The following is a 25,626-nucleotide window of genomic DNA, read 5'->3' as shown; positions in this document are numbered from 1 at the left end:
ACGATTCACTCGGGCTGTGTCCTTGCTTGATCGGTGTGTGTTCGCAACTATCACCGTAGACCAAGGCCAGCCTTTTTTCATTTTTTGCAGCCGTATCAGTTAGTTAGCCGTTAAGTAAGTGCCATTCGGGACGGATTTATTTAATACTGAGCAAGCAAATAAATCCGCCCCCTTTTTCCATCTGCTCCCGTTAGCGCACACGCTTACTGACTACCTTAAGCCCCTGCGCTTATTGCACCGAAGCCGTCTTGAAGTGACTGACCGAGCTGTCAGCCCCGTTTGGCACTCGGGGACAGGACGACCGGCGCCACGAAGTCGAACGTTTCTTGACCCGCTGGAAGCATGTAGGGATCTTTCATAGTCAGGCGGTACACCGCAGACACCACAGCAGTGTCTATCACTGGATCGCCGGAACTCTCGGCCAGGTAAACCTCGGGCTTCGGACTCCTGGTCGAGAACCTGAAAAGCACTCTAACTGTCAGCGTTTGACCAGAGTGATTGAGCCCACCGAGCTCATACGAGCGCCATAACTCGAAACGCATCTGGCGCAGAAGCCCCCCAATCCATACTCGATTGTATTTCTGCACCTGCTCAGCATCGAGCTCCAGCCCAAGGGCCAATAGCGGCCGCATTGCCTTCCAGGCGGGGTCACCATATTTTTGGGTAGCATCGACGTACAGCTTCAAAGCACCCGACACATCCTGCGCACCGCCCTTGCCCTGCTCCATCAACCCACCCAACCCCACCACACCACCTATACCTGCGCGGGTGTAATAATCGCGGGCCTTCACCGGGTCAACTGGCTCGTCAATCCCATCCCGCGCCATGCGCGCGAGCTCCACATAGGCATATGGATCGGCCGGCGCCGCTTGCAGGTAGAGTGACCTGGCCCGGGCAGTGTTCTGGCTCACGCCTGTGCCGCGCTCATAGAAGGTACCGAGCACATGCTGGCAAGTCGGAATTCCACCTTCGCTCGCGGATATGACGAGCTGCAAGTCGGACGGTTGAACAGTTCGGTAGTGGGTGGTTTGGCGACATGCCTTGCCTTGGTTGCCATCCAAGGCGTCGTCAAAGGTGCCAAGCGGCACGAAGGGATTGCGCAACTCCGCAAGGTAACGGTCCGTCGGAGTGGTGCGGGACTCCTCAAGGTACTCGACGGTGCTCCTCCCAAGGTCTTTCATGCTCTGGCAACCGCCGAGGGCAATCATCAGACCGATCAATACGATATTTTTTTGCATGCTGTGTCGTGTCCATACGTGAAACGCGGTTGCTCGTGGTGACTATCCGCGTATGCAAACAAATAAATCCCCCTTTTCGGTCCCCCCTTCGCCTGTCTTCAACTCGCGACCTCGTCCTGAAAACCGGTCCTCTAATTATTAGGTCGGACTCAGTGCCCCTGGACGCTCGCTACAGGAATACGCTCCTGTGGCTGAGTGACATCGTAAACATGCTGCTCACAACCTGCCCCAATGATCACGAACTCCACTAGGTAAACCTTTTGCTTCTCGGGCTTGAAGGTGGAACTCATAGGGCCGCATGCATAAACAATTTTTTCGGCATAGCGGTAGTAGTTCGAGTCGTAGACCCGTGATTCACCGATCACTTCAATCGCCTGCCCGGGATCAGCCTGCACCTCCAGTTGGGGGAAGCGTTTTACGGTGGCGCTGTTGGCAACCTCGTTCACTTTGGCGATCCAACCGAATACCTTGCCACGACCGGAATCGACCACGGTTCCCAAGACCTCGGCACGTTGGTCCGCATCGGAACTGCGCCGCACGGAAAATTGCACCGGGTGGGTGAATCCTGTCGCCTTCATGATGATCTTGGCGTGTTCCGCGTCAGCGACGACCTTGGGTTGTTGCAACTGCACGCCATCCTTGAGCAGGCTTGGCGAGGAATCCCTGACGTTTGAGTGACAGCCTGCCAGGGCCATGGCTAGAACTAAAAAGGTGGTTTTTTTCATGATTACTTCCCTGCAAAATTTGAATGACCACAGACCATCGAAGTACTTTCGATAAAAGCGGAATGGAGATGATCACGTTCTAGTAATCGATGACTGATTTGGACCTCGCTTAGCCTGAACGTCCTAACAACCTTGCCCACCATCCAGGCTTGGCGACTGGCTCAGGTGTTGGAACAGCTTCTTCGCTGGGATGGAGTAAATCTTGCGGATAGTGTTCATGTCCGATGCAGTCACTGTCATCAAGCCTAAAGACTTTCACGGCGGCGACCGCCTCGAAACACCAACGACCAAAATAGCTTCCCATCTCAAGCGGATGTTTCACTGGATCACCATAGATGTACCACCACGGTTGCTGTTTACCGCGCCGGTTCAGCTCTGGATACCAATGTGTTACGAAAGCAAGCAACAACGTTGCTTGCTGCGCCTGCGGCGCGTCAATGGCCTTGAGCAGCCTTGCGTAAGGCTTGGCATGCAGGAGGTTCTCCCCAATCGGCCGCTCTGGTTGACGAGACGCCATGACTCGATCAAGCAGAACGTCCTGCCCGCCCTCATCTATCAACGCAACCAAACGAAGCCACTGGTCGTCGGGGATTTCAAGAACGAGCGCCAGGCTCACCAGCCAGAAACACCAGATATAGTGGTTTAAATTTGAAAGTTCAAAGGTCCAGTCTCGGCAAGTTTGGAGATTGTTTTCTGCACAGACTTCGTCGGATAGACGGTTGGAGATTTCCCACGCATCTAAAAGGCGAGGGAAATGGGTAGCCATTTCCAAGCTATCCCCGCCCTGCGAATAGACTCTTATGCTTGAAATCAAATTATCTTTAGCAAAATCGAACGCGAACTGAGGCCTGTATATGGGATTAGCCGAAGGTTCCATCAAAATTGCACTGGCGCGCTCAATCCATTGCTGATCTTTTACTGCACGGTCGTCCCAGTATTGTTTATCTCCCAACGGTGCACGAATCACGGAATAACCCCATTCAAATTTTTGGAAGGCAGTATTTTAGAGGTGTCTATGGCTTTGACTTTTCCACGAGCATCAAGCACCTCAATCTCTGTAGCACCGTCTGGGCGAGTTCTCACGACCCAGGTTTCAGTACGGTTCGTTTCGACCGCAGTCCGAACGTCCCGGCTCTGATCTCTACCCACCGCACGAACTAATCGATCACCGCCCAGAGTCCATGCAACAGAACCCTGCTTACCATCCGTCGGATTACCAAGCCCCGAGGAGCCGGACTTCTTGTTATCACTGACAAACTTGTACTCGATAATGACGTAGTCGACATCTGGACGATCCACCTTGTAAAGGTCATCGATCCCCGTCTCCCCAATCCCCGGAACCCGTGCAAGCTTCTGTCCTTCGGGAACGATTTGCTGAACAGAACGCTCGCCAAACAAATCACCCATGACACTTTTCTGCTGCTTGGTTAAAACTGCCAGATCCATCATCGGCTGGCCATCGGGACCAAAGATACCGCCACTTTTGATCAGCGCCTGCTCGGACGCTTCGTTAAGTATTCCAGTGAAGCGTTTCCCCACTGCCTCTGCAAGCTCACCTGTCAGGCGTGTCGTCGCCAACCCTGCGCTACCGGCCCCCGCACCGCCCAGACCGATACCCACTCCCGCAGAAGTCGCAATTGCCTCATTCTGCCTCAGCACATCAGCGCCATACCCTTGCATGATATGCAGGGTGTCCAGATACCCCTTGAGTCTTAAGTCTTCAGGCAAACTTTGGACAGCCTCCACGGCAGCGGCAAATTGCCGTCCTCCACAACTCGGACAATTCACCGTACTCATCGCCAAAAGTGCCGTCTTGGATCCGAAACTCGCCAAGTTCTCCACAGCGTTAGCAAAACCTTCGGCGCTGCCTTGGCCCTTTGCATTAAGTATTGCGACCTGATTCTTTGGGTCACGCATGTAATGGTAAGGGTCAACCAGCTCAATGTACTTGACCAGATTTTCAACTGACTTCCGGTCTTTCATCAGCTCTGCCAAGCCCAGACGCTCATTGTTGTAGTCAGCCAGGCTCACCTGAAACAGATCGGTGCTTTTCAGCTGCGAAAGCTCCGTTCGAAGGAAGTTGGCGGCATCTGCCGTCTTGCCATCCTTCACATCCAGTACAGCATTCCATCCTCGGTCAACCATCGCTGCTGCGGTTCGCAAGAGCTCCATTCGCGCCTGTTCATCAGTGATGCCCTTTTCCTTCGCGTAACGACTGACTCGATCATTGTCGGAGGCGAACGTTATTTCGTCTGGATGCAACTGCCGGTTGTACTTCTCCACTCCCAGCGCAGTGCCACCGGCCACGACCGAACCGATCACGCCACTACCGGATCCAACCGTCGTACCGACGCCTGCAGCTATTAGCGAAGCTACGGTCTTTTGCTCCGTTTCTGTCAGCTTGCTGCCAGCCAAAGCTTGCATGACGGATGGCAATAGAGCTGAGGCGCCCGCACCCAATGCCCCACTCTGCACGCTACCACTGGAAAGCCCCATCGCCGCTCCCGCCAAGGCATGCAACATGACACGCGCCGCGCCGCCTTCCGCCCAGGCAGCTTTGGTCACGCTATCGATGTCTTTACGGTTCTTCTGTTCGTCGGCAAAGCTGCCAATTCTGTTGAATATGTCACTGGACGTTGTATTGGCGACGATGCCAACAGCTGTGCCGCCCGTGGCTCCGCCAAGACCTGCGGCAATCAAGCCAGAGGCGATATCAGCCATCAGTTTCTTATCACCGCCTACCTGCCAGCGGGCGGCTTCCAAACTGGCCGCCTCCGCCGCCCGGGCGGTTGACTCGGCAGCTGGCGAACCGGCATGGGCTTGATCCTTTGCCTCCTGCCCAAGCCTCTTGGCCTCATCCGCCTTTGCCTTCGCCACCGTACTGATAATTCCACTGGCCAATTGCGCCGAGCTTTGAATCAGGTCGATACGCTCCTGCATGGCCTTTTCATCAGGCCTGTCCAGCTTCTGATTGGCGTTGGCGGTATCGCGGTTCAGCCCCACCAGGTCAGTCGCACCCTCGGGGTTACGGACAACGATCGTGCCTTCGCTGACAGCACTGCGGGTGTAGCTGTGATCTTTGTCCTTAAGGGCTACTGGAATGCTGCCGCCGAATGAGGAGCCGCCAACATTGCTGCCCGAGATGGAAATTCCCGCCGATTGGCTCTCGATATTGCTGCTGTTCTTGATATCGCTGACGAGCAAGCGATCCGTGCTGAGGCGGTTTTTATCCGCGGACGCTTCGCTGGCGATCACAGCGCCCTGCAGGGTTGTGGTTTTACCCACATGGATGTCGTAACCACCGGCACCAGCGAACAATCCGCTCTGGTCGGTCACAGCCTTGTAGTCACTGTTCATGTTGGCGGCGGCAATATTCGCCGAACCCGCGACCATGGAGCCGTAGCAGAACGGCGGAACGCAGATGCTCGCTCCGATCCCCCCGCTGCTTTGCTTGCTTTTCGACGATTCGGTGTCTTGACGAGAAACAATATTCAGGTTGCCGCCAATCGACGCCTTGATGGTGTCCGCCCGGACCTGGGCGCCTTCGAGGGTTGTGTCGCGACCGCTTTGCAACAACAGCGATCCGGTTTCCAACGTGGTATTGACCTGGGTGACGGACTTGCCGTTACCCAGGTTTTTTGCACCTTGAGCCCCCAGATCGAGGGTGAAGCCGTTTTGCTCCCCAATATTGAAGCTGGCACCAATGGCCGTTTTGTTGCTGGAGCCGTCATTTTTGCGATCAACGGAGTCTTGTGCACTTTTCAGCAGCACATCATTTTTAGCCAGCAACAAGGTGTTTTCAGCCTTCAGGCTGCTGCCGGTTATCTGGATATCACCCAGGGTTCCCGCCGCGTCCCCCGTGGCAACAATCGATAGCTCTTGACCGGCATTAAGGGTGCTTTGCTTCGCCGTCAGGCTGTTGTACTCACTGCTGCTTTTGCTGCGCGTATTGGCCAGCTCGGTACCGATCTTGATCAGTGAGCCATTGCTGGGAGTGCCGCCTTGCTTGTTTTTGAATCCGGAGCTTTGCCCGTTTGCGTCCGAGGCCTGGCCACCCAGGTTGTAAAACGCGAGGGCGGCCTGGGCGATTTTTACCGCCTTGAGTCGAGGGTCATCGGCATTCTTCGCAGCTTTGGACGCGTCGCGAATAGTCCTTGCGGTGTCGACGAGCGCACCACCGATGACCCTACCCACTGCCAAGCTTTTAGAGCTGTCCTCAGTGGTTTGCCGCGCGGTTTCATCACCCGCGGTGATGGTCACGTTGGAACCGGTAAGCGCCATGTCCTTGGTACTGACCAAATCACTAGCCACCACACTCAACTCACGCCCAGCCGTAAGCGTTACATTGCCGGCACTGGAGCCAACTGTGCTGCCGGTAAGCGTGGTCTCTGTAGCCGTGCCGTTGTGCTTCTGACTGTTGATAAACAGATGCTGATTGCCCGTCATGTCATCCAGGCCCAGCTTGTTACCGGTCAGCACACCTGTCAGGTCGCGATTCTTTTCCTTGTGCATATCGGTGCGCGAAAAGGTGTTCTGCGCCGCATCGATGGTCAGGTCGCGCCCGGCCTGGACCGCCAAATCACCGGTACTGACCAGGTACGAGCCCGTCACTTTCACATCTTGGCCGCCCGCGACGGTGACCGTCTCGCCTGAGACCATGCTGCCCACGGCAGTCGTGCGTTTCTCGTCGACCTTGTCCTGGACTTTGCTCGACTTGAACCCGCCCCAACTGCTTTTGCTTTCCTTGCGCTCATGGCGAGCGCTGTCGGAGTCGGTCACGGCAAGAATCTGTACGTCCTTGCTTGCGACCAATTTCGTCGCGCCTTTCTCGGAAGTCACGGCGCTACCTGCCAACAGCAGGTTTTCACCCGCCACCAGCGTACTGTCGCCACCGGAACTGACCAGGCTGCCCACCTGGGTGGTGCTGTCCGTTTCATCCAGCCGGAATTTCTTCCCGGAAGAAGACTTCTTGGTCTTGCTGTAGAAGCTGTAGTCCTGATCCGCAGCAGCCTTCAGGGCGAGGTTGTTACCCGCCACCAGGTACGCCTCATTCCCCGCGTTGACCGTACTCGCTACCAACGTGAGATCCTGCCCCGCGCTCAGCGTCGCATCCCCGCCCGCCTTGAGCGTGGTGGACACCTGCTGGACATGATCCTCGATGCTCTTGACCTTCTTGCTCTGGCCATACGAATGCTGTTCATTCGCCGCGGGCCCCAAGGTCAAGTTCTTGGTAGCGACAATGGCCAAGTTCCGCTTGGCTTCGACCTGGCTGGCGATCACGTTGAGGTCACCGCCCGCAGCGGCCTGAAGATCACGCCCAACCGTAACGCTAGAACCATTCTGGGTAATGGTCTGGTCTCGATGTTTGCTGCCCTGCGTATGGCTGTCCACCTGCTCGGCGGCGGTGATGTTCATATTTCGGGCTGCGCGCAATGTGGTGTCGTTACCACTCTTGAGCACACCACCAACATTGGCGATATCCCGCCCAGCGCCCGCGCTCAGGTCATGACTCGCCTCAATCCGCGCCGCGCTGTCAGCAAATTCGCGTTGCTCAGTCTTGTAACCAGTGCCGCTGGCATGCCGGGTAATGGTTCGCTCATTGGTCAAATCACCAGCGACGGCAACAACACTGACATCCCGCCCAGCAATAACCCCACCCGCCCTGTTAGTCAGGTTATTACTCGCCAACGCATCAAGCCGACCACCCGCTTCCATCAACCCACTGTTGACCAAGCTGTCGCCCGCCGTCGCCCTCAGGTTGCTGGACGCGCGCAAGGTGCCCGCATTGTTCAGGTTCTTACCCGCAATCAGGCTGACGTCTGAGCCCTGAATCAGCGCACCATTCGGCGCCAGGCGATTATTGGCCTGGGCCAGATAAAGCACCGGCACCAGCACCTGTTGATTATTCACCGTCCGGTTTTCCATCCAGACGATGTCATGGGTCAGGGCCGTAACCTGTTCGGCGGTCAGGCTGACGCCCAGGGACAGGTTGAGACTGTCCTTGCTGGCGATGGCGTTGTTCATCAGGTACTTGAACATGCCGTCGTCGGAGTTCTGGCCGTCGAGGAAGCGTTGGCCGGTGCGGGCGATCACCGCCTGTTGGATCAGGCGTTGTTCGTAGAAACCGTCGCCCAGGCGCTTGGCGGCGGTGTCCGGGTCGTAGCCCAGGTTTGTCAGCAGGTAATCGGAGCTCATGAACCGGCGCATGTCGGTCAGCGCCGGGTTGGTCTCGATCAGGTACTTTTGCGGGTTGGCCTGGAACGAACGGTCCGGCAGGCCACGCACTTGCGTCAGGCCCGTGCTCTGGGTCGGCGTGGCCGAGCCGTCGCCGCTCATGCGGAACAGGCCGTTTTGCCCGGTGGGCAAGTCAAAACCCGGCAAGGTCAGCGGATCGACCTGTTGCTGGGTCAGGTTCGGGGGTAGCTGCCGATTGACGCTGATACGGGTCGAGAAGGCGTTGTCGGCCTGGGTGTCGGTGCGCGGGCCGGCGCCAACGTAGTTGTAGCCGCCACGCACGACGCCGCTGTTGAGGTCGCCCTGGGTAGGAATGTCGACGGCACCACCGGCCTGGATAATCGCGGCATAGGTCTGGTTATCGGTAGTACTGGTTTGGGTGCGAAACTCCAGCAGCTCACGCTCGGTCATACCAATGAAGCGGCTCATCGCCGCTTCAAGACCGCTCAGGTCATTGGCGTTGTAGCCTGGGCTCTGCAACCAGTATTTTTTGGTGAAGTTATTGGCGGCGGTGCGCCAGCTACCCGGGCGGCGCGTGCGTTGGGACCTGAAGGTGCGCGAGGTTTCAATCTCGCCGGGCTCGATGCCGATGTTGTCCAGGCTGACGAGGTTGGCGGTCAATGCACCGCCGACGCCGATGCTGCTGCTCCGGTTGGTCAGCGTGTCGCCCTGGATATTCAGGTTGCCGCCGGTGGTGATGCTGGAGGCAGCGCTGGCCGCGGTGACTTCGAACTTGTCGCGCTGGACGATCTGCCAGACGTGGTTTTCCTTGCCTCCGCTGCAATCACCGGCGTTGACCCCTTCGATACAAGCCACTTCCCTGATTGAGGCGGTGTAGATGCCAGCATCGTTGGTGGCCAAGACCTCACGGACGTTGTCGATGGTGCTGGCCGCCAGGCGCATGTTGCCGCCGCTTTGCAGCGTGCCGGAGCTGTTGAGGATGCGGCTGGCACGGGTGCCGAGGCCGTCGCGATCGATGCTCAGATCACCCAGGCTGTAGATATCGGCATAGCGGTTGGTCAGGCTATTGACGCGCAGGCTGGTATTGCCGCCGCTGAAGATCAATCCGTGTTCGTTGAGCAGGTCGCCGGTTGTGACACCGAGCGCGCCGGCACTGCCCAACGTGCCGTAGTTGTTGAGCGTGGCGGCCGTGACGCTCAGGTCCGCCGCCGAGGTCAGCCGACCGTAGCTGTTGAGGACGCCATCGACCACGACGGTTGTGTTGCCACCGCCAGCGATACTGCCGTTTTGCTCCAGACTGATCAGCGCGGCCTTGAGGCCCAAGGTGCCGAGACTGCTCAAGCGACCGTTGCCTGTATAGGCGCCGGTCAGTTGCAGGTCGATCGCCCCATCGCTGCCGATCAGGCCGTCGACGCGCCAGTTGCTGCCACGGCCCACCATGCTGTCGGTACTGAGCAACTGGCCGGTGGCGGTCTGGGTCAACTGGTCGACATCCACGACCAGGTTCCCGGCCTGGATCGCCGTGCTGTTGGTCCAGCGATCAGCCGTCACCGTCAGGTTGCCGTAGGTCACCAGCTGTCCGCCGGCCTGCCCCAGGTTGGCCTGGCTGATGCCGAACACTCCCAGGCCAGTGTGCAACAGCTTGCCACCCACGTTCTGAATGCTGCCGGTGTCCAGGCCGACATTTTGGCTGGCGGTTTCCAGGGTGCCGTCGTTGTTATCGAACAGGTCACCGATGTTGAACACCGTGGTGCTGTTCTGGCCCAGGGTGCGCAGTTGGCCTTTCTGGTTGCTCAAGCTGGCGGCCAGAATGTCCAGGCTGTCCTGGCTTTCGATGATGCCGGCGTTGTTGTTCAGCGCACCCGAAAGGTCAAAGTCGATACCACTGGCGCTGACCTGCCCGCCGCCGCTGTTGTCCATGCCCCGGCCAGTGACCCAGACCTTGCCCGTGGCGTATATCCCGCCGTTGCGATTGTTGATATCCGCCGCCGCGTTGGTGACCACGACATCGCCGGCTTGTGCAGCGATGCGTCCGCCGTCGTTGAACAGCCCAGCCAAGGCTCGGATGTTGAGTCCTTGAGCCTGGATCGTGCCGCCCTGGCGGTTCACGTCATGGCCGTTTTTCAGCACACCGGTGGTGCGTGCCTCCAGCGCCGCCTTGACGCTGGACAGCACGCCGCCACGGTTGTCCAGGTTGGTGGCGAAGACACTCAGCTTGGCGTCCTTGGCGATGATGCTGCCGCCCTGGTTATCGATGTCGCCGGATACATCCACGGTGACCAGGCCCTCGCCTTGCAGCGTGCCCTTGGCGTTATTCAGACTGGCAGCATCGAACTCGACCTCGGCAGCACGGCTGGCGAGCAGGCCTTTTTCGGCGTTGTTGACCGCGCCGGTGGCGCTGACCAGCAACTTGCCATTGGCGGCGACGGTGCCTTTGTTGCTGTTGTCCAGGCTGGCGGTGTGCACGGTCATGACGCCTTGGCTGGATAGCTCGCCGCCCCGGTTATTGATCGCGCCGGTGTTAGTGATGTCGAGATTTTTGCCGGCCATGACCAGGCCGGTCAGGTTGTCCAGGCTGCCGAGGACCAGGGTCGCGCTGTTCAGGCTCGACAGTTCACCTGCATTGTTTTCCAAATGGCCCAGGTCGGCCGTCAGCAGGCCCTGGCTATTGATCAGGCCGCCCTGGCTGTTGAGGACTTGATCGGCGCTCAGGTGCAGTTCGGTGTTACCCAGGATCCGGCCTTTATTGCGGTTATCCACAACGTTGCCGGTGACGGTGGTCTTGCCCTGCCCACTGAGCGTGCCGCCCTGGTTGTTCAGCGCTGCGGTGGTCGTGACATTCAGGTCGCGACTGGCGATGACGGTTTTGCCGGCGTTGTTCAACTGCTTGGCGGTGAGGGTGACATCACCCGTGGTATTGCGGCTGTTATCGGCGTTGACCCCGGCTTCGATAATGCCGTTGTTGCTCAGTGTGCCACCGCTGTCCAGATGAACGTTGTCGCGCGCTACCAGGTTGTTCTGGCTGATCAGGTCGCCCTGGGTCTTCACGTCCAGGCGGCTACCGGCGTAAACCTGACCACGGGTTTCCAGGCTTTTGGCGTCGATGACGATGGCGCCGGCAGCAGCCGTCTGCGCCATGCTCAAATGACCATTGGCATCCAGCTGAATATCCCCCCCACTGGCAACCATCTTGCCGTCCAGCTTCACACCAACCCCGGCCTCGGTGCCCACCAGCTTGATCGCGCCGGCGTACATACCACCCAACGCCGAAGAGTCGATAGCCAGTTCTGGTTTCGCACTGCCGTCATCAGCACGGGCAGTGGCGTTCAGGGTATTGGCGTTGACGTCATTGCGCCCAGCCACGATGGTCAGGTTCTTCGCCTGGATCTCGGCGTTGATCTTGGCGCTGCGAGTGATGATTTCGAAGCGGTCGACGTTGTTCGCGTTCAGGCCCGCGCCTTCAATGGCGACGCTGCCCTGGTCCACCTGATAGCGACCCACCTGGCCGTTTTCGATGATCGGCTTGCCCGTGGTCAGGGTCGCCTTCGGGGTATTGATAAACCCGCAGCCATTGCAGGTGATGCCATAGGGGTTGGCAACGATGACGTGGGCCGACTGCCCCGCCACTTCGGTGTAGCCGCGCAGTTGGCTGGGGTTGCCGCCGTTGACTTCGTTGAGGATGACTTTGGCGGCCGTGCCCTTGAGGTTCGGGTTGCCGAGGATGATCCCACCCAGTTGCGTGGACTGGGCGGCGTTGGTGGCGTTGTTGAGGATCACGCCGTTGCTGCCGACGTTGTAGTCCTTGAACTGGTTGTGAGACAGGCCGCTGCCGTTGGGCTTGGCGATGTTGACCACCGGCACGCCGTTGCCGGCCTGGCCGAGGCTGGTGCCCGGCGCGCTGACCACGATGCCGCCCGCCTGGGCCCACATCGGCTGCCAGAACATGACGTTGGCCAACAGGAACGCCAGGCCACGCTTGGGCATGCCCCAGAAGGCGTCGCGGGTTTGCAGGGCAGCAGAGGGCTGGCGGGCCAGGAAGGCGTGTTGGCGGTCGTCCATGATCAGGTCTCGTTGCAGCAGAAATTAGATGGATACATCCACGCGGAAGTAGATCGGCGCTTCGCGCTCGGTCAGGGCATCCGGACGTTCCAGGGAGTGGGCGAAGGTGACGCTGGCGCTCAGGTGTTCACCGCGGGCGAACAACTCCAGCGAGTTGCTCGACATGCGCCCGTGCTGGTCGCCGTTGTAGCGATTGCCACGAATCACGCCCTGGTCATAACCGAGGCTGGTGCCGTATTCGGCGAATACCGGGCGTAGCCATTCCAGGGTCACCGGGCGGCTCCAACGCAGGTCGTTGCGCCAGTAGCCGCCGCTGTCGCCGGACAGTGTCTGATCCTTGTAGCCGCGAATCGACGACAGGCCGCCCAGGCTCATGCGCTGCGAGGCGAACAACGCATCCTCGCTGCGCTGGCCGGTCATCAGGCTGCTGAAGCTGAAGGATTCGCCGCCCAGTACAAAGGGTTGCAGGTAGCTGAGGGTGGCGGTGTATTTGCGGTAGCGCGCATCCGGCAGCCCGGGGCCAGGGTCGTCATCGCCCTGGGCATCGAGGGCGCCGATGCCCTCTTGCATGCCCAGGTCGAGGTTGACGAAGGCATTGCCCACTCGCCGTCCATGGTTGATGCCGAACTGCGCCTCGCTGATGCGATTGCTGCTCTCGGCGAGTTTGCTGTCTTCGATGAAGTTGTTGGTACGCAAGTACGCCAGGCCAGTATTGAGGGAGGTCTTGCTCACCGCGTCGCGATGGACCACACGCTCCAGGCGCACCTGATGGTTCTGGCTGTCGCCGCTCTGCTTGAAATTGAAGCCGTTGGCCTGGCCCACGGCGCGGTACTCGCTTTGGCTGTAGGTGTAGCTCAGGTTCCACCAGCCAAACGGCAGGTTGTAATAGAGCATGCCGTTGCGCGAGGTTTTCTGGTGATCGCTGACGGCATCGTGGCCGCCGCGCAAGGCCAGTTGGTCAGCCAGGCCCAGGGGACTGTCCCAGTCCAGGGAGGCGCCCCATTGCTGCTCGCCAGTGCTTTTTTGGCCGTCGTTATGCCGTGACAGGCCGGTGCGCCAAGGTTTTTGCGGGGTGTTATTGACCCGCACTTCACTGCCACCGATGTTCTGTCCCGGCGTCAGTTCCATTTGTGCACGGTTGGACGGCAAACGGTTCAGTTGATCGACCATCTGCTCGATCTCACGCAGGTTGAGCAGATCGCCGGTCTTGCCGGGAAACGCCATCGTCAACTCGCGATCCGACAGCTTGCTGTTCTCGGCACCTTTCAAGCCTTCCAGGCGGCCCTCGACGACCAGCACTTGCAGGTGGCCGCTGGACAGGTCCTGTTGGGGCAAGTAGGCGCGACTGGTGACCAGGCCTTTGTCGAGATAATGGTCAGTAATGACTTTGAGCAGCTCGTTGAGCTGCGGCACGCCCAGGCATTGGCCGATGTAAGGCTTGAGCAGGCGTTCGCGCGCCACATCGGACAAAGCATCGGCGCCCTTGAGCTCGATGGTCTTGATCGGGAAGCAACGGGTATCGACAGGTGCCGTCGGCTGGGTCGGCTTCGCTTCCTTGCCGGGCAGGTCCTTGAGCTCTTCAAGGCGTCGGCGCTGCTCTTGGAGCAGGCGATCCTGACGTTCACGGATCAGGTCCGTGTCACCGGGGGTTGGTGCGGCGACGGCACTGCTCATCGCCAGAAAACACAGCGAAGCAACGACTAGCCTCGTCCCTAAGGCAAATACGGACATGTTCAATCCCTCGATACAGAAATGACAGCAGGCTTGCGAGCAGGTGTGCATAGCAATGCGCGCACACCAGACCCTGCATATCGTTTTCGGTTCAAGAGAGCGGAAACTTTCTACGTAAAAAAGAGACGCGTCTCACAAGACGCGTCGAAAAACACAACAAAAACGACGATTCAGATTGCGCAGACGCCTACAAACACCCATCCAGGAAACTCACCACCGTTCCCATACAAGCCATCCGCTCCTCGATATGGGGCATATGGCTGGAGTGTTCGAACAACGCCCAGCGAATGTCGGGAACATGATCCACATAGGGTTTGACCACCAACGGCGTCGCTTCATCGTATCGGCCTGAAATCAGCAGTGTCGGCACCTTGATCCGAGGCAAGCGATCGGTGATGGACCAGTCCTTCATGCTGCCGATCACATGGAATTCGGTGGGGCCATTCATGGCGTGATAAACAGTAGGATCAGCATCGATCTGGGCAAAGGTACGGGCGACGTCATCGGGCCAGGGCGTGACACGACAGACATGACGGTCGTAGAAAACCCGAGCGGCCTCAAAATACTCGGTAGACGTCAAGGTCCCCGCCCGCTCGTGCTTGAGCAGTGTTTGCTGCACCTCAATGGGTAGAAGCTGGCGCAAGCGATTGACTTCAAGGAGCCAGGTGGACATGTCCGCCGGGGAGTTGGCGATAATCAACGCGCGCAAGCCCGTGGGCTGGAGCACCGCATGCTCGCTGGCCAACATGCCGCCCCAGGATTGCCCCAACAGTGCATAGTTGTCGCCAATGCCCAGATGATCCAGCAGGTTCGCCAACTCATCAAGAAAGAGCGCCACGTTCCAGAACGAGGGGTCTTTTTCCGGAAGATGGGTGGAACGCCCATTGCCCAGTTGGTCGTAATGAATCACCGGATAGCCACTGTTGGCAATATCCTTGAAGGCATCGACATAATCGTGTGTGCAGCCTGGGCCGCCGTGCAGGACCAGCAGCGGCGTACGGCCACTACTGAAATCGCCCGTGATGCGATACCAGGTCTGATACGAACCAAAAGGCGCAAAGCCTTCGTGTGTTAGGGGAAGATCCATTTCGTTCCGCTCTCTAGAAATCCTGCGGCACACGATACCGGGGACTGGCCGGCGGAATAACTAGAGAAACAGATAGGTTTTTGCCCGATTTCAGCTATCGAGCAACCGATAATGCACCGCCCTGACCACGGCCTGGACCCGATTTTTGGCGCCAAGCTTGTGCATTGCAGACGTCAGGTGGAGGGTGATGGTGGCCAAGGAACGATTCAGTTGCCTGGCGATGTCCCCCGCCGTCAACCCTTCAGCGGCTAATCTCAAGCACTCACGCTCGCGTTTGGTCAGGCGAACCGGGCATGCGCGGGCTTCCTTGCCGAGCAGCGGAAAAGCCGCCTCTTGCAGGGCATGGGAAATCAAGCTGAAGTCGCCCAGCGTTTGCCGGATATCCGGCAGGGAGCTCCCCTTCGTATCGGCGCGCAGCCCGGTCAATGTCGCAAAGCCGCCTTTGGGCAAATGCATCGGCACCGTCACGCCACAGGTCATGCGCGAATCCTGCAGATAGCTCACGACCGGTGCATGACACTGGCCGATGAACGACTGCAGCACCGTGTCGGCCTCCGGTCGATAGGACCAGACAAAAGGGGAAATGGTATTGATTGCCAGATGCTGGACAGGGTCGATCTGGTAATAACCTTCTTCACACCAGAGCGAGTGCCAATCACGGGGGGTATTGCGCAACTTCAGCACAGCCGGGGTGATCAGCGCCCCTTCATGATCCAGCGGCACCGGACTGTAGTCGTACACCAACGCTTCAAAGCCTAACGCCTGGACCATCCCCAAGGCGTTATCCATCTGTTCGTCCAGGCTCCTGCCAGATAAAAGACGAGTATTGAAGTCAGACAGCTTGGCCTGCATCCATTCAGCTCCCTTATTAATTTCAATCCTGAAATCGTGCAAGTAGAATGCCATGCCTGGGCGAGGGAATGCCAGATCAAACCTATAAGAATTGCTAGCTTATGGGCGCGTAGTTTCCTCGGTAAGGTTTAGCCAACGAGCGGCACCCGAGCAGGAGAGCAATGATGTGGCGTGAGATCGAGTCAGACCAGCGGTACGACGTGGAAGTCGATGGTCATCACCTGGTGGCCTATGGCTTTGGCGACGGCGACGAGGTGCTGTTGTGCCTCAATGGCGGCCCGGGATTGCCTTGCGATTATCTGCGTGACAGCCATGGCTGGCTCAAGGAAAAGGGCTTGCGGGTCATCGCCTTCGATCAATTGGGTACCGGTGCCTCGGCCAGGCCTACTGACGAATCCCTGTGGGACATCACCCGCTATGTGGCGGAGGTCGAGACCGTCCGCCAAGCCCTCGACCTGGGCAAAGTGCACCTGCTAGGGCACTCCTGGGGTGGCTGGCTGGCGATCGAGTACGCCATTCATCACCCCCAAGCGCTGAAAACCCTGATTCTGGAAAATACCGCCGGCGATATCCCCCACCTGTCCCTGGAGCTCGAGCGTCTGCGGGCTGCCCTGGGCAGTGAGACCGTCGCGATGATGCAGCGCCATGAAGCCTTGGGCACCCTGGATCATCCGCAATACCAGGCGGCCATCACCCTGCTCAACTATCGCCATGTCTGCCGTCTGGACGAGTGGCCAGCACCGGTGACACGTTCCCTGGGTGACTGGAACATGGGGCCCTACATGACCATGCAGGGCCCCAACGAATTTCTCTATACCGGTAATCTCAAGGACTGGAATCGCATCGAGCAGATGGCCGGCTTCGAAATGCCTGTGCTGATCACCACCGGTCAACATGATGAACTGACGCCCGCCTGTGCTATGCGCATGAAAATGGCGCTCAAGGATGTACAACTGAATGTGTTCCCCAACAGCAGCCACATGCCGTTCTACGAAGAGCCCCACGCCTACTTCCCAGTCCTGCTGGATTTTCTGCGCCGCCATCGGAACTAGCCCATGAACCTGGCGCGCTACCGTTTCATACTGTCGCGCCCGCTACAGCTATTGCCGGTGCTGTTTGGCATCAGCATGATCACCTTTGTGCTCGTGCGCTCAATCCCCGGGGACCCCGCCCGGGCGCTGCTGGGCTCGCGCAGCACACCGGAGGCGCTGATCCGGATTCGTGCCCAGTACGGTCTCGACCAGCCGTTGTGGATGCAGTACTTCTACTTTCTCAAGAACCTGCTCAAAGGCGATCTCGGCCAATCGCTGCTCTACAAAGTCGATGCCTTGAAGCTGATCAGTACCCGCATTGAGCCAACCCTGTTCCTGGTGCTCGGCAGCGTACTGCTGGCGCTGCTGATTGCCGTGCCGCTGGCAACGGTGGCGGCGCGCAACAAGGGCGGCTGGCAGGATCACCTGATTCGCCTGTTCACCACCGCAGGGCTCGGCATGCCGGCGTTTTGGCTGGGCATCATGTTGATCCTGCTGTTCAGTGTGCAGTTGGGGCTATTTCCGGTCTCAGGCTATGGACGTACAGCCTGGGACAAACTGCATCACATGGTTTGCCGTGCCTGACCATTGCCTTGGCCCTCTGCGCCGTTCTGGTGCGCAATCTGCGCGCCAACATGCTCATGGAGCTACACGCCGATCATGCCACCGCTGCACGGGCCCGGGGCTTGTCCGAGCGGGCGATATTTCGGCGGCATGTGCTGCCCAACTCCCTGGTGCCGGCGGTCAACCTGCTGGCGGTGAACATCGGCTGGTTGATCAGCGGCACGGTGGTCATCGAAAGTCTGTTTGCCATTCCCGGCATCGGCCAATTGCTGGTACGCGGTATCTTTACCCGCGACTACATGGTGGTCCAAGGCGTGGCCATGGTGCTGGCCCTCGCCACCGTCACGGTCAATTTCCTCGCCGATGTGCTGACCGTGATGATCGACCCGCGGGTGAACATGCGATGAGCGGCCAGACCCTCAGTCCCGCCTGGCGTCTTGCGCTGCGTTTGGGCTTGCGCAACCGTCGCCTGGCCACCGTGCTGGGCCTGGCGATTCTGTTTGGCTGGCTGTTGCTCGCACTCTTCGCACCCTGGGTCGCACCCTTCGATCCGATTGCCCAGAACACCGATATCCGCCTGCTGGGGCCGAGCCTGGCCCATCCGTTCGGCACGGACAATTTCGGCCGCGACGTTCTTTCCCGAGTGATCTGGGGCGCGCGCATCGACTTGCAGATTTCCGTGATCGGGGTGATTTTCCCGTTCTTGATCGGCACTTGCGTCGGCGCCTTGGCCGGCTATATCGGTGGCCGGTTCGACACGATCTGCATGCGCCTGATCGATATTATTCTGGCCTTCCCTTTCCTGGTGCTGATGTTGGCAATCATGGCCATCCTCGGCCCCGGCCTGAGCAGCTTTTATATTGCGATGGCCCTGGTGGGTTGGGTGTCCTATGCACGGCTGATCCGCTCGCAGATTCTGGTGCTCAAGGAGAGCGATTTCGCCTTGGCGGCGAAAAGCCTGGGCTTTGGTCATGGACGCATTCTGTTTCGGCACCTGTTGCCCAATGCCATGTTCGGCTCGATCGTGTTTTCCATGTCCGACGCGGTGCTGGTACTGCTCAATGGGGCGGCGGTCAGCTACCTCGGCCTGGGGGTTCAGCCACCCACCGCCGAGTGGGGCACGATGGTCGCCGAGGGCCAGAGTTTTATCACCAATGCCTGGTGGATCTGCACCTTCCCGGGACTGGCGATCGTCACCCTGGCCATGGGCTTCAGTCTGTTGGCCGACGGTGTCGCCGAGCACCTCGGAGAGCGTCCATGAGCACACCGGTGTTGCACGTCGAGGACCTCAGCGTGATCGCCGGCCACGGTGAGCGCGAAGTCACGCTGGTGGATCGTGTGTCATTTGACCTGGCGGAAGGTGAAATCCTCGGTCTGGTGGGTGAAAGCGGCTCAGGCAAGACGATGGCCTGCCGGGCCTTGATGCGCTTGCTACCCTCTTCGAACCTACGGGTCCAGGGCAAGGCCGTGCGCCTTGCCGGTGAGGACCTGCTGCCGCTGGATGAAGCCGACATGCGGCGCATACGGGGTCGGCGGCTGGGGATGATTTTTCAGAATCCTGGCAGTCATCTTGACCCGCTGATGCGTATCGGCGAACAGATCGGCGAGGGCATACGCCTGCATCAGGGGGCGTCCAAACGTGAAGCACGGGCCAAGGCCATTGATGTGTTACGCCAGGTGGGCATTCCCGATCCGCTAAGGCGGGTCGACAGTTACCCCCATGAGTTTTCCGGTGGCATGCGTCAACGCGCCATGATTGCCGTGGCATTGGGTTGCAACCCCCAGGTGCTGATCGCCGATGAGCCGACCACTGCCCTGGATGTCACCGTACAGGCACAGATCCTGCGCCTGCTCCTGGATTTGCGCGATCAACGTGGGCTGTCAATCATCATGATCACCCACGACCTGGGGGTCGTCGCCCAGACCTGTGATTCCATCGCGGTAATGTACGCCGGTCGGCTCTGCGAGCACGGCAACAAGCTAGATCTGCTGGCTCACCCACGACATCCCTATACGGCGGCCCTGATCGACTGCCAACCGGCTACCAGCGCCGGCCATGCCATGCTCAAAACCATCGCCGGCCAGCCTCCTCTGCTGGATGCGCTGCCCACCGGTTGCCGCTTCAATCCACGCTGCCTTCAGCAGGGCAGCCAGTGCACGCAGCTGTTGCCACAGATGCAAGTCACGGCACAGGCACACCGGGTGGCCTGCCATTACCCGCTGCCTGTGGGAGCTTCGTCATGACCCTGTTGCACGTGAAGGATCTACAGGTGCGCTTCGCCGCCCCTGGCAGTGGTCCGTTCGGGATCAACAGGCAATGGGTCAAAGCCGTCAACGGTGTGTCGCTGAGCCTGGCCACCGGGGAGGTGCTTGGGCTGGTGGGTGAGTCGGGCAGTGGCAAGAGCACCCTGGGTCGGGCCATCTTGCGCCTCAATGAGGTCAGCGCCGGACAAATCCTGTTCGATGGCGTGGATATGGCGCAAGGCAAGCGGATCGACATCGAGCGACTGCGCCACGAAACCGCGATGATTTTCCAGGATCCTTATACCGCCCTCAATCCGCGAATGAGCATTGGCGATACCCTGGCTGAAGTGCTGCGCGTGCGATGTGCGACCCCAGCATCGCTGATTCGCCATCGGGTCGATGAGTTGCTGACCCTGGTCGGCCTGCGGCCGCAGCTGGCCAACCGCAAGCCGGGCTCGTTGAGTGGCGGTCAATGCCAACGCGTGGGGATCGCTCGGGCACTGGCCATCGAGCCACGGTTGATCATTGCCGATGAATGCGTGGCCGCGCTGGACGTTTCCATCCAGGGACAGATCATCAACCTGCTGCTGGAACTGCGCCAGCGCATGAACCTGGCGATTCTGTTCATTGCCCACGACCTGGCGATCGTTCGACGGATATGTGATCGGGTCGCCGTGATGTACCTCGGCGAGATCGTCGAGCAAGGCCCCACGGAGGCCGTGTTCAGCAGCCCGCGGCATCCCTATACCGTCGCGCTGATCGAGTCCATTCCACACATCGACCCGACTCGACCATTGCTGGGCGCCCCCCTGCCTGGCGAGCCGCCCAGCCCCCTGAATCTTCCATCCGGCTGCGCTTTTCACCCGCGCTGCCGGCATGCACAACCCATCTGCGCGAAAGCGCCGCCCCCCATCCGTGACATCAATGGACATCGTTATAGCTGTGTGCTCGGAGAGCCATTGCTCTAAAAAACATTCATCAATAGGGAGTTTGACCATGCGATCGAAACATTTGAAGTTGCTGACCGCCGCGACGTTGACCGTTTGCACACTGGCGGCAGGTGTCGCCCAGGCAGCAGGCGTGCTGACCATCGGTTGCCGTGAAGAAAGTACGACGTTCGACCCGATCAAAAGCGCTCAGAACCGCGACAACTGGGTGTTCTCCAATGTTTACGACGTATTGGTGCGCGTCGACAACACCGGCACCAAGCTGGTACCGGGGCTGGCCGAAAGCTGGCAGGTTTCCGACGATGGCCTGACCTATACCTTCAAACTGCGCTCGGCCAAGTTCTCCGACGGTTCACCGATTACCGCCAGCGATGCAGCGTTCAGTCTGTTGCGCATTCGCGACAACAAAGGGTCGCTGTGGAGCGACTCCTACAAGATTATCGACAAGGCCCAAGCACCCGACCCGCAGACACTGGTGGTAACACTCACAAGCCCTTCAGTGCCCTTCCTCGCGCAGCTGGCGTTGCCCAACGTCTCCATCCTGTCGCAAAAGGCCATGGAAAAAATGGGTGAGGATGCCTATGCCCAGGACCCCGTCGCCTCTGGCGCCTTTATCGTCAAGGAGTGGCTACGCGGTGATCGCGTGGTGCTGGAGAAGAACCCCCACTTCTGGCAGGCCGACACGGTCAGCCTGGATGGCGTGGAATGGATCTCCATCCCGGATGACAATACGCGGATGTTGAAGGTACAGGCCGGCGAACTGGATTCGGCGATCTTCGTGCCCTTCTCGCGCGTCGAAACCCTGAAGAAAGATCCCAACCTGGTCGTACACATGGACCCCTCCACCCGTGAGGATCATCTGCTGATCAACCATGAGCACGGACTGCTGGGCAAGCCTGAAGTACGTCAGGCGCTGGACCTTGCGATCAACAAAAAATCGCTGGTCGATACCGTGACGTTCGGCCATGGTCAGGTGGCGTATTCCTACATTCCTAAAGGCGCGCTTTATCACAATGCCGATAACCTGCAACGCCCGTATGACCCGGAAAAAGCCAAGAAAATGCTGGCGGATGCAGGCGCGTCAGGCCTGAAGCTCAACTATGTGGTCAATGCAGGCAATGAAGCTGACGAACAGATCGCCGTGCTGGTCCAGCAACAGCTCGCCGCAGTTGGCGTGACAGCCACCTTGCAGAAAGTCGATCCGACCCAGAGCTGGCAGATGCTGATCGACGGCGATTACGATCTGTCCGTGATGTACTGGACCAACGACATCCTCGACCCGGACCAAAAGACCACCTTCGTGCTGGGACACGACACCAACATGAACTACATGACCCGCTACAAGAACGACAAGGTCAAGGATCTGGTCGCGGCCGCACGGGTAGAAGTGGACCCGACCAAGCGCAAGCAGATGTACACCGACCTCCAGGCGATCGCCAAGCAGGACGTCAACTGGATCGATCTCTACTACAGCCCGTACATCAATATTTCTCGCAAGAACATCGAGCACTTCCAACAAAACCCACTGGGGCGCTTCTCTCTTGAGGAAACGGTGAAGCGCTAGCAAGTAATGGCTTTGAGCCGAGTCGGATAAGGCCAGTGGCAAGCCTTGATCACAGGTCGAGGCTTGCCACTTGATGACCAAGCAACATCGGCTGCTCCCCGGTCATCTCGCACAGCAGCGCCGTGACGGCATTCCCCTCAACCGTACCGTGCGTTTGCACAAAGGCCGCCACGGCGCTGACAGCTGGCCAGTAACGGTGCACCAGGCAACTGCAACGGGCGATGGCCAGGGATTGGGCATCAATCAGCTTGCGCGGTGGTAACAGGCTGATCAATTCGTGCCCGCGGTCCAGGTCACCGCGACCGCTGCCCCTGATCAACTGGTCGGACCGGCGGTGCCGGTAGATCGCTTCGGCCACTGGCCCCGCGAAGCAATGGAGCAGGTCCCGCTCAATGGCATCGACCATCGAGGGCAGGTATTCAGCGATCCCCGGGGCGTCGAAGGCCGGGTGCGAGACAAGGTAGTCAGCTTCGACCAACCCTTCTGCGTATTGCGGGTTACCGCGCAGGTCGAACAGAGGCCCCGCGCGGGCTTCAGCCTTGGTACGCACGGTGATGCGTTTTATCGGTTGACCGTTCCACCAAAAGGCCAGGGCATGACCCGCTTCGTGGAAGGCCGTGCTGCGCGGGCATTTGTTCATTATTGGGTCCGTCACGGCAGGCGCTGTTCATATCATCTGTCTCTGCGCCGGGCCCCGATAAAAGATTATCCCTATCGACCGTTAACACTGCGCCTATTAGCTATCTGGCAACGGGAGACTAGCCTGAATTCAGGCTGGTGCAATCTGGCCCGTGAAACCTGACAAAGAGATACGAAGCGTTCAGAAACGTATTGGGCTTGCCGTGGGCCACCGCACGGGTAACTCGTCTCGCGCGTTACCGTGTGGCCGCACACGATCACTTGAGCGAACGGTAAGCCCTGCGCCCTGCGTCATTTATTTCGCCTGTCGCTATTCGGAGCCCGACTGGGCTGGATAGCTGGATGAATACGACCAAAGGTAGCTTCTCATGGCAAACGAATCGAAATGTCCGTTCAATCACGCCGCTGGCGGTGGCACGACGAACCGCGACTGGTGGCCGAACCAGCTGAATCTGAAGATCCTGCATCAACACTCCTCGCTGTCCGATCCCATGGGCGAGGATTTCAACTATGCCGAAGCGTTCAAGCGCCTGGACTTCCAGTCCCTGAAACAAGACCTGAATGCACTGATGACCGACTCGCAAGACTGGTGGCCGGCGGATTTCGGCCACTATGGGCCGCTCTTTATTCGCATGGCCTGGCACAGTGCAGGCACCTACCGCACTGGTGACGGGCGCGGTGGGGCCGGTTCCGGCCAGCAGCGATTTGCACCGCTCAACAGCTGGCCAGACAACGTCAGCCTCGACAAGGCGCGTCGGCTGCTGTGGCCGATCAAGCAAAAGTATGGTCGCAATATCTCCTGGGCCGACCTGATCGTCCTCACCGGCAACGTCGCGCTGGAGTCCATGGGCTTCAAGACCTTCGGTTTTTCCGGAGGCCGCGCCGATGTCTGGGAGCCGGATGAAGACGTCTACTGGGGTTGCGAAAACACATGGCTGGGGGGCGATGTTCGCTACGCCAAGCCCGACAAAGCCGCCATGCAAGACCCCGGCGAAGGCCAATTGGTGGCCGAGCCAGGCAACGAAGAAAGCCGCACCGACGAGGGACGCAACCTGGAGAACCCGCTGGCCGCCGTGCAGATGGGGCTGATCTACGTCAACCCGGAAGGCCCCGAGGGCCAACCAGACCCGGTCGCCGCCGGGGTGGACATCCGCGAAACCTTCGCCCGCATGGCCATGAACGATGAAGAAACCGTGGCATTGATTGCCGGCGGCCACGCCTTCGGCAAGACCCACGGCGCCGGGCCTGCGGACAACGTCGGCGCCGAGCCCGAGGCTGCTGGCCTGGAACTGCAAGGCCTGGGCTGGAAAAGCACCTTCGGCACCGGTAAAGGCGCCGACACCATCACCAGCGGCCTGGAAGTCACCTGGACCACCACGCCCACCCGCTGGAGCAATAACTACCTGGAGAACCTGTTCGGCTTCGAGTGGGAACTGACCAAGAGCCCGGCAGGCGCACACCAATGGACGCCGAAAAACGGTGCCGGCGCAGGCATCATCCCCGATGCCCACGACCCGTCCAAACGGCGTAACCCCACGATGCTGACCACCGACCTGGCGCTGCGCTTCGACCCGATCTACGAAAAAATCTCCCGGCGCTTCCTGGCCAACCCCGACCAGTTGTCCGACGCCTTTGCCCGCGCCTGGTTCAAGCTGATCCACCGCGACATGGGCCCGCTCTCACGCTACCTTGGCCCGGAACTGCCCAGCGAAGAACTGCTGTGGCAGGACCCTATCCCGGCGGTCGACCATCCGCTGGTCAACGACAGCGACATCGCCGCCCTCAAAGGCAAGCTACTGGCCTCGGGCCTGTCGGTTTCACAGCTTGTGTCTACGGCATGGGCCGCGGCTTCCACCTTCCGTGGCTCCGACAAACGCGGCGGCGCCAACGGTGGCCGCCTGCGCCTGGCCCCGCAGAAAGATTGGCCGGCCAACCAGCCCGAACAACTGGCCAAGGTGCTGGCGACCCTCGAAGGGGTCCGGAATGAGTTCAACGCCGCCCAATCCGGCGGCAAGAAAATCTCCCTGGCAGACCTGATCGTGCTGGCCGGCAGCGCCGGTATTGAACAAGCCGCGAAAAATGCCGGGCTCAGCGTGACGGTACCGTTCGCGCCGGGACGCATGGACGCGAATCAGGAGCAGACGGACGTCGAGTCGTTCGGTTTTCTCGAACCCATCGCCGATGGCTTTCGCAACTACCTCAAGGGCCGGTACCGCGTGTCTGCCGAGGCGTTGCTGATCGACAAGGCCCAACTGCTGACCCTCAGCGCCCCGCAAATGACGGCATTGATCGGCGGTCTGCGGGTGCTGGACACCAACGTCGGCCACACGGCGCACGGTGTCTTTACCCAACGGCCCGGGACGTTGACCAACGACTTTTTCGTCAACCTGCTCGACATGGGCGTGGAGTGGAAAGCCCTTTCCGACACCCAGGAAACCTTCGAGGCCCGAGACCGCAAGAGCGGCCAGGTCAAATGGACCGGCACCCGTGTCGACCTGGTCTTCGGCTCCAATGCTCAGCTACGGGCCTTGGCCGAAGTCTATGCCAGCCCGGATGCGCAGGGGCAGTTCGTCAAGGACTTCATCGCGGCGTGGGTCAAGGTGATGAACCTGGATCGGTTTGATCTCAGGTGAGCAGCGTCCGAGGACATGAGGTCTGGCAAGGAAGCGACCTCATGAACTTTTCTTCACCCCACACCCCCGCGTGATTGGGTACAGTCGCCTCGCTCATTCAAGAAACTAAGGTTTTAG

At 59.5% G+C, this 25,626-nt stretch carries 14 protein-coding genes and 1 pseudogene; 7 read left to right on the top strand and 8 right to left on the bottom strand.

All coding sequences use genetic code 11. The features are described 5' to 3' along the window. Positions 1 to 269: 269 nt before the first annotated feature. From AACY31_RS24110 to AACY31_RS24080, 7 genes are all read right to left on the bottom strand, one after another. Positions 270 to 1,238: a tetratricopeptide repeat protein gene (locus AACY31_RS24110; RefSeq protein ID WP_339505175.1), complete on the bottom strand. Its 969-nt coding sequence runs from the start codon at positions 1,236 to 1,238 to the stop codon at positions 270 to 272. A 149-nt stretch (positions 1,239 to 1,387) separates the two neighbouring features. Continuing rightward, on the bottom strand, positions 1,388 to 1,963 hold the full coding sequence (locus tag AACY31_RS24105; protein ID WP_057451712.1) for a hypothetical protein: 576 nt from the start codon (positions 1,961 to 1,963) through the stop codon (positions 1,388 to 1,390). A 109-nt stretch (positions 1,964 to 2,072) separates the two neighbouring features. Further along, positions 2,073 to 2,930, bottom strand: coding sequence for a PoNe immunity protein domain-containing protein (locus AACY31_RS24100; protein WP_339505174.1), 858 nt, complete (start codon positions 2,928 to 2,930; stop codon positions 2,073 to 2,075). Then, positions 2,927 to 12,217, bottom strand: a complete 9,291-nt coding sequence (locus tag AACY31_RS24095; RefSeq protein WP_339505172.1) for a two-partner secretion domain-containing protein — start codon at positions 12,215 to 12,217, stop codon at positions 2,927 to 2,929. Before AACY31_RS24095 ends, AACY31_RS24100 begins: the two co-directional genes overlap by 4 nt. A 24-nt stretch (positions 12,218 to 12,241) precedes the next feature. After that, a complete protein-coding gene (locus tag AACY31_RS24090; protein WP_339505171.1) occupies positions 12,242 to 13,948 on the bottom strand; it encodes a ShlB/FhaC/HecB family hemolysin secretion/activation protein in 1,707 nt (568 codons plus the stop codon). A 187-nt stretch (positions 13,949 to 14,135) separates the two neighbouring features. After that, positions 14,136 to 15,035: a proline iminopeptidase-family hydrolase gene (locus AACY31_RS24085; protein WP_339492820.1), complete on the bottom strand. Its 900-nt coding sequence runs from the start codon at positions 15,033 to 15,035 to the stop codon at positions 14,136 to 14,138. A gap of 90 nt (positions 15,036 to 15,125) precedes the next feature. Continuing rightward, positions 15,126 to 15,887 (bottom strand): LuxR family transcriptional regulator, encoded by a 762-nt coding sequence (locus AACY31_RS24080; protein ID WP_339482350.1) that lies wholly within the window; start codon positions 15,885 to 15,887, stop codon positions 15,126 to 15,128. Positions 15,888 to 16,051: 164 nt separating this feature from the next. Here AACY31_RS24080 and AACY31_RS24075 point away from each other — a divergent pair, with 164 nt between their 5' ends. The 6 genes and pseudogenes from AACY31_RS24075 (at position 16,052) to AACY31_RS24050 (ending at position 22,237) form a co-directional block, all read left to right on the top strand. After that, complete coding sequence (locus tag AACY31_RS24075; protein ID WP_339505170.1) at positions 16,052 to 16,939, top strand: proline iminopeptidase-family hydrolase; 888 nt, start codon at positions 16,052 to 16,054, stop codon at positions 16,937 to 16,939. Between the two features lie 3 nt (positions 16,940 to 16,942). Continuing rightward, positions 16,943 to 17,889 (top strand): annotated as a pseudogene (locus AACY31_RS24070) (ABC transporter permease). Further along, the gene (locus tag AACY31_RS24065; RefSeq protein ID WP_339505169.1) at positions 17,886 to 18,743 is read left to right on the top strand and encodes an ABC transporter permease; all 858 of its coding nucleotides are present in this window, start codon (positions 17,886 to 17,888) and stop codon (positions 18,741 to 18,743) included. The pseudogene AACY31_RS24070 and the gene AACY31_RS24065 overlap by 4 nt, the downstream one beginning before the upstream one ends. Further along, the gene (locus AACY31_RS24060) at positions 18,740 to 19,726 is read left to right on the top strand and encodes an ABC transporter ATP-binding protein (RefSeq protein WP_339482355.1); all 987 of its coding nucleotides are present in this window, start codon (positions 18,740 to 18,742) and stop codon (positions 19,724 to 19,726) included. Before AACY31_RS24065 ends, AACY31_RS24060 begins: the two co-directional genes overlap by 4 nt. After that, positions 19,723 to 20,694 carry an ABC transporter ATP-binding protein gene (locus tag AACY31_RS24055; RefSeq protein WP_339505168.1) on the top strand — a complete coding sequence of 324 codons (972 nt, stop codon included), beginning with the start codon at positions 19,723 to 19,725 and terminating at the stop codon, positions 20,692 to 20,694. Before AACY31_RS24060 ends, AACY31_RS24055 begins: the two co-directional genes overlap by 4 nt. Positions 20,695 to 20,722: 28 nt before the next feature. Then, entirely contained in the window at positions 20,723 to 22,237 is a 1,515-nt protein-coding gene (locus AACY31_RS24050) for an ABC transporter substrate-binding protein (protein WP_339505167.1), read from the top strand. Between the two features lie 49 nt (positions 22,238 to 22,286). Here AACY31_RS24050 and AACY31_RS24045 read toward each other — a convergent pair whose 3' ends face one another. Continuing rightward, positions 22,287 to 22,877, bottom strand: a complete 591-nt coding sequence (locus tag AACY31_RS24045; protein WP_339482360.1) for a hypothetical protein — start codon at positions 22,875 to 22,877, stop codon at positions 22,287 to 22,289. A 367-nt stretch (positions 22,878 to 23,244) separates the two neighbouring features. Between AACY31_RS24045 and katG the strand changes: the two genes are divergently transcribed. Then, complete coding sequence (gene katG / locus AACY31_RS24040; protein WP_339505166.1) at positions 23,245 to 25,509, top strand: catalase/peroxidase HPI; 2,265 nt, start codon at positions 23,245 to 23,247, stop codon at positions 25,507 to 25,509. The last annotated feature ends 117 nt before the right edge of the window (positions 25,510 to 25,626 follow it).

It is taken from the genome of Pseudomonas sp. RL_105y_Pfl2_101 (genome assembly GCF_963970585.1).
Classification (GTDB): Bacteria; Pseudomonadota; Gammaproteobacteria; order Pseudomonadales; family Pseudomonadaceae; genus Aquipseudomonas.
This window is presented reverse-complemented; position numbering and strand designations above follow the sequence as displayed.

Coding starts and splice junctions, on each gene's coding strand:
- AACY31_RS24045 (WP_339482360.1), bottom strand. CDS start 22,877: ATGAACAAATGCCCGCGCAGCACGGCCTTCCACGAAGCGGGTCATGCC.
- AACY31_RS24060 (WP_339482355.1), top strand. CDS start 18,740: ATGAGCACACCGGTGTTGCACGTCGAGGACCTCAGCGTGATCGCCGGC.
- AACY31_RS24055 (WP_339505168.1), top strand. CDS start 19,723: ATGACCCTGTTGCACGTGAAGGATCTACAGGTGCGCTTCGCCGCCCCT.
- AACY31_RS24110 (WP_339505175.1), bottom strand. CDS start 1,238: ATGCAAAAAAATATCGTATTGATCGGTCTGATGATTGCCCTCGGCGGT.
- AACY31_RS24050 (WP_339505167.1), top strand. CDS start 20,723: ATGCGATCGAAACATTTGAAGTTGCTGACCGCCGCGACGTTGACCGTT.
- AACY31_RS24080 (WP_339482350.1), bottom strand. CDS start 15,887: ATGCAGGCCAAGCTGTCTGACTTCAATACTCGTCTTTTATCTGGCAGG.
- katG (WP_339505166.1), top strand. CDS start 23,245: ATGGCAAACGAATCGAAATGTCCGTTCAATCACGCCGCTGGCGGTGGC.
- AACY31_RS24090 (WP_339505171.1), bottom strand. CDS start 13,948: ATGTCCGTATTTGCCTTAGGGACGAGGCTAGTCGTTGCTTCGCTGTGT.
- AACY31_RS24105 (WP_057451712.1), bottom strand. CDS start 1,963: ATGAAAAAAACCACCTTTTTAGTTCTAGCCATGGCCCTGGCAGGCTGT.
- AACY31_RS24065 (WP_339505169.1), top strand. CDS start 17,886: ATGAGCGGCCAGACCCTCAGTCCCGCCTGGCGTCTTGCGCTGCGTTTG.
- AACY31_RS24075 (WP_339505170.1), top strand. CDS start 16,052: ATGTGGCGTGAGATCGAGTCAGACCAGCGGTACGACGTGGAAGTCGAT.
- AACY31_RS24095 (WP_339505172.1), bottom strand. CDS start 12,217: ATGGACGACCGCCAACACGCCTTCCTGGCCCGCCAGCCCTCTGCTGCC.
- AACY31_RS24085 (WP_339492820.1), bottom strand. CDS start 15,035: ATGGATCTTCCCCTAACACACGAAGGCTTTGCGCCTTTTGGTTCGTAT.